This is a genomic window from Streptomyces sp. DH37 (genome assembly GCF_029813835.1).
GTDB lineage: Bacteria > Actinomycetota > Actinomycetes > Streptomycetales > Streptomycetaceae > Streptomyces.
This window is the reverse complement of the sequence record NZ_JARVKV010000127.1, coordinates 1-5,099: the sequence shown is the minus strand read 5'-3', so window position 1 is coordinate 5,099 and position 5,099 is coordinate 1. Positions and strand designations below refer to the sequence as shown.

Below are 5,099 nucleotides of genomic sequence, written 5' to 3'. Positions count from 1 at the left end.
GCGGATGCCCGGGCCGCCTCCCGCGTTCCCGCGCCCCACCTCCGCCCGCACCCCCCGCCCCCGTGACCGAAACCTCACGCTGCCGGCCCGCGCCCCGGCCCCGAACCCGTCCGGGTGACATGCCGAACGTGTAGCCTCGTGAGGGCACAGACGTCGCTGCTGATGGCGGTCGGGCGGCCACACGGGCCGGCCGAGGGAGAGAGGGCCTCCGACGGACTGCGCTGCGGTCAGGGGACACGTACGTCCGTGAAGTGCGTACGGTGACGACGGCACACGACGGTGCACCACCGGTGTGTCCGCTCCCACGCACCTGCCCGCTGCCGCAGACCAGCCAGCCGTACCACCTCGACCGACCGAGGAGCAGCTTCCTGATGACAACGACCGACACTTCGACCGGCGCCGTGCGGGACTTCAAGGTCGCGGACCTGTCCCTGGCCGCGTTCGGCCGCAAGGAGATCACGCTGGCCGAGCACGAGATGCCCGGTCTGATGGCGATCCGCCGCGAGTACGCCGAGCAGCAGCCCCTGAAGGGCGCCCGCATCACCGGTTCGCTGCACATGACCGTGCAGACGGCCGTGCTGATCGAGACCCTGGTGGCGCTGGGCGCGCAGGTGCGCTGGGCCTCCTGCAACATCTTCTCCACCCAGGACCACGCCGCCGCGGCGATCGCGGTCGGCCCCGACGGCACCCCCGAGGACCCGCGCGGCGTGCCCGTCTTCGCCTGGAAGGGCGAGACGCTCCAGGAGTACTGGTGGTGCACCGAGCAGGCGCTGACCTGGCCCGACGCCTCCACCGGCGGCCCGAACATGATCTTGGACGACGGCGGTGACGCCACCCTGCTCGTCCACAAGGGCGTGGAGTACGAGAAGGACGGCGCCGCCCCCGACCCGTCCACGGCCGAGAGCGAGGAGCACCGGGTCATCCTGGAACTCCTGGGCCGCACCCTGCGCGAGGACCCCACCAAGTGGACGCGGCTGGCCTCGGAGATCCGCGGGGTGACCGAGGAGACCACCACCGGCGTGCACCGGCTGTACGAGATGCAGCGCGAGGGCGCCCTGCTCTTCCCGGCGATCAACGTCAACGACTCGGTGACCAAGTCGAAGTTCGACAACAAGTACGGCTGCCGCCACTCGCTGATCGACGGCATCAACCGGGCCACCGACACCCTCATCGGCGGCAAGGTGGCCGTGGTCTGCGGCTACGGCGACGTCGGCAAGGGCTGCGCGGAGTCGCTGCGCGGCCAGGGCGCGCGGGTGATCGTCACCGAGATCGACCCGATCTGCGCGCTGCAGGCCGCCATGGACGGCTACCAGGTCGCCACCCTGGAGGACGTCGTCGAGAGCGCCGACATCTTCGTCACCACCACCGGCAACAAGGACATCATCCTCGCCTCCCACATGGAGCGGATGAAGCACCAGGCGATCGTCGGCAACATCGGCCACTTCGACAACGAGATCGACATGGCGGGCCTGGCCGCGATCCCCGGCATCGTCAAGGACGAGGTCAAGCCGCAGGTCCACACCTGGACCTTCCCCGACGGCCACGCGATCATCGTGCTCTCCGAGGGCCGGCTGCTGAACCTGGGCAACGCCACCGGGCATCCGTCGTTCGTGATGTCCAACAGCTTCGCCAACCAGACCATCGCCCAGATCGAGCTGTTCACCAAGCCCGACCAGTACCCGGTCGGCGTGTACGTGCTGCCCAAGCACCTGGACGAGAAGGTCGCCCGCCTCCACCTGGAGGCCCTCGGCGCCAAGCTGACCACCCTGCGCCCGGAGCAGGCCGCCTACATCGGCGTGAAGGTCGAGGGCCCTTACAAGCCCGACCACTACCGCTACTGATCCACGTCACCTCCACGTCACACAGCAGGTACGCGACACCGTCAGGCCCCCGCTCCACGGCGGGGGCCTGACCCGTAAGGACCCCACCATGCCCTGCGGCCGCTACTCACTCCACGACCCGCACGACCGCGCCCCCCTCGGCGAGGAGCACTTCCAGTGCGCCACCGGCCCCTCCGGCTGGCGGTACGTCTCGCAGCTCACCGCACCCTCGGGGGACCGCACGGGCTCGGTCGACCTCACCCTCGACGACCTCGGCCGGCCCCTCCGCCTCGAACTGACCACCCCCCACTGGCAGGTGCGCGGCGCCGCCCTCGACGGCGTCACCTGGGTCCGCACCGACCAGGCCGGTGAACACGCGCGCGAGGGCAACGCCTCCGCCCACGCCTTCACCGGCGCGTCCCCCGCCTTCCTCGTCGCCGCGGCCCGGCTGCTGCGTCCCGCACCCGGCGCACCGCCCACCCGCGTCCGCCTCGTCGCCTTCGCGCCCCCCGTCCTCGCCCCCCGCACCCTCGACCAGGCCTGGGCGCTGGTGGACAGCGAAGCGCACGCCACCGACAACGGCCCGCTGACCGTGGACCACTACCAGGTCAGCGACCTGGAGACGGGCGAGCGGCACTCCGTCCACATCGCCGGGGACGTCGTCCTGGCCGCTCCCGGGATCGAGCTGGAGGACCTGGAGTCCCCGCCCTCGGCGTTCGGCTGACCCCGGGCCGGCCGGCCCGGTCGGTCTCAGGCCGGCGGCACGAAACCGGTGCGCCGCTCACCCGGCTGCGTCCCCTGCGTCCCCTGCGTCCCCCGCTCCTCCGCACCGCCGCCGGACGACGGCCGCTGCGGCGCGGGCGCCGGGGGAACGGGGGACGGCGCGGCGGGCGGAGGAGCGGGGGAGGGGGGAGCGGCCCACCCGGAGGCGGCGGGCGGGGGAGCGGCGCCCGGCCGCCCCGCGTCCGGCCGGGCCCCGAAGGCCCGCCGCGCGTCACGCCCCTGCCGCTCGGCCACCACACCGGACAGGTACGCGGCCGGCGGCATGCCCTCCGGCACCGGCGCCCCGGTGAAGCCGGCCACGTCGGCCGCCAGCCGCTGCGCCATCGACCAGCCCACCTGCGGATCGAGCTGGTCCGCCCGCAGCAGGTACTGCCGTACGGCCAGCCACAGCCCGTCCGGCACCCGCGACAGGTCCAGTCCCGCGAAGTGCCCGGCCACCCACGGCGGCGGAGGCGGCACCGGCACCGGTCGCGCCACCGGTATCCGCTCCCGCACCACCAGCGTTCCGGCGAACACGTCCCCGAGCCGCCGCCCCCGCGCGGACACCAGCGAGGCGACGCACGCGACGACCCCCACCGTCATCTGGATCTCGACGAACCCCAGCGCCCCGCGCACCAGCGCGTGCCGGAAGCGGATCGGCCCGCCGTCCTCCCGCACCACCCGCAGCCCGCACGCCATCTTCCCCAGCGAGCGGCCGTGGCTCAGCGTCTCGACCGCGACCGGCCCGCCCATCAGGACCAGCACCAGCAGCGCGACGGCGATCGCCGCGGTGGCCGCGTCGTCCAGGGAGCCGGCGGCCGACAGCACCGCCATCGACAGCGCCAGGTAGACGCCCCAGAGCACGACCAGATCGATGAACACGGCCAGGGCACGGCTCGGCAGCCTCGCGGGCCGCAGCCCGAGTACCACCGCATCACCCGTCACGAGCTGACTCACCCGGTACGCCCTCCTCGCCCTCGCCGCGGCCCCTCGCACGTTCCGCACGCCGTACGCCGGGTACGGACAGTCTGCCGCCCGCGGTCGGCCGACCGCCAAGCAGCCCGAGACCGACCGCGTACCCATCTGAAAAGCTCTCCCCATGGACCTCGATGTCTTCGTCACCGCCCACCGGGCCGAGTGGGACCGCCTGGAGGAGCTGCTGCGCCGCCGACGCCGCCTCACCGGAGCCGAGGCGGACGAGCTCGTCGCCCTCTACCAGCGCACCTCCACCCACCTGTCGCTGATCCAGTCCACCGCTCCCGACCCCGCGCTGACGGGACGCCTCACCTCGCTCGTCGCCCGTGCCCGCAGCGCGGTCACGGGCACCCGCCGCGCCACCTGGCACGACATGGCGCGCTTCTTCACGGCCGGCTTCCCGGCCGCCGTCTACCGCGCCCGGCACTGGTGGGTGCCGACGGCCCTGCTGTCCACCCTGGTCGCCGTCCTCATCGGCTGGTGGATCGGGACCCACCCCGAGGTCCAGGCCGCCATCGCGGCCCCGGAGGAACTCCGCGAGCTCACCCGCCCCGGCGGTCAGTACGAGACCTACTACTCCAGCAACCCGGCGGCCTCCTTCGCCGCCCAGGTGTGGACGAACAACGCCCAGGCGGCGGCGATCTGCCTGATCTTCGGCGCCTTCCTGGGAATACCGGTGCTGTGGGTGCTGTTCCAGAACATGCTGAACATCGGGATCGGGATCGGCCTGATGACCTCGGCGGGCCGTCTGGACACCTTCCTCGGCCTGATCCTCCCGCACGGCCTGCTCGAACTGACCGCCGTCTTCGTCGCGGCCGGCACGGGTCTGCGCCTGGGCTGGACGGTCGTCGACCCGGGACCGCGCAGCCGGCGAACGGCCCTGGCGGAGGAGGGGCGCGCGGCCATCGGCATGGCGCTCGGCCTCGCCGCCGTGCTCTTCGTCTCGGGTGTCATCGAGGGCTTCGTGACCCCCTCCGGACTGCCCACCTGGGCCCGGATCGCCATCGGCGTCGTCGCCGAGCTGGCCTTCCTGGTCTACGTCTACGTACTGGGGGCCAGGGCGGTGCGCAGGGGCGAGGCGGGGGACGTCGACGCCTCCGACCGTTCCGCCGAGGCACCCCTGGCGGCCTGACGCGAGCCGATGTGCACTCAGGCCCCCGAACCTGCTACGGTTCTGATCGTTCCGGAGGGCGCCCTTGACAGGGAGCTCTGCGGGAGGTAGATTTCTGAAGTTGCCCGGAGGGTGGTACCCTCGAGGGTAGATGGATGAATATCTGTCCGGCTCCGGCCGGGAGCCGAAGGCTCCGGCGGAGCACTCCGAATTCCTGTCGGAAAGCGAAGTCGATTTCAATCGGCCGAAGCGAATCTGATAGAGTTGGAAACACCGAAGGGAAGCGCCCGGAGGGGCCCCGAGTAGGGGTGCCGAAGGAAGCGTCCGTTCCTTGAGAACTCAACAGCGTGCCAAAAGTCAACGCCAGATATGTTGATACCCCGTTCCCGCGGCCGGCAGACGGCCGAGGGGCGAGGTTCCTTTGAAACACA

At 72.2% G+C, this 5,099-nt stretch carries 4 protein-coding genes; 3 read left to right on the top strand and 1 reads right to left on the bottom strand.

Annotation, left to right across the window (positions count from 1 at the left end):
* Window positions 1-371: 371 nt before the first annotated feature.
* Both ahcY and QC029_RS30175 read left to right on the top strand, forming a co-directional pair.
* A complete protein-coding gene (gene ahcY, locus QC029_RS30180; protein WP_279559033.1) occupies window positions 372-1,841 on the top strand; it encodes an adenosylhomocysteinase in 1,470 nt (489 codons plus the stop codon).
* 88 nt (window positions 1,842-1,929) lie between these two features.
* On the top strand, window positions 1,930-2,544 hold the full coding sequence (locus QC029_RS30175) for a hypothetical protein (RefSeq protein ID WP_279559032.1): 615 nt from the start codon (window positions 1,930-1,932) through the stop codon (window positions 2,542-2,544).
* Between the two features lie 26 nt (window positions 2,545-2,570).
* On the opposite strand, the gene QC029_RS30170 is transcribed toward QC029_RS30175, so the two are convergent.
* A complete protein-coding gene (locus QC029_RS30170) occupies window positions 2,571-3,539 on the bottom strand; it encodes an RDD family protein (RefSeq protein WP_279559031.1) in 969 nt (322 codons plus the stop codon).
* A 142-nt stretch (window positions 3,540-3,681) separates the two neighbouring features.
* On the opposite strand from QC029_RS30170, the gene QC029_RS30165 reads away from it, so the two are divergent.
* Window positions 3,682-4,689, top strand: a complete 1,008-nt coding sequence (locus tag QC029_RS30165; protein ID WP_279559030.1) for a stage II sporulation protein M — start codon at window positions 3,682-3,684, stop codon at window positions 4,687-4,689.
* The last annotated feature ends 410 nt before the right edge of the window (window positions 4,690-5,099 follow it).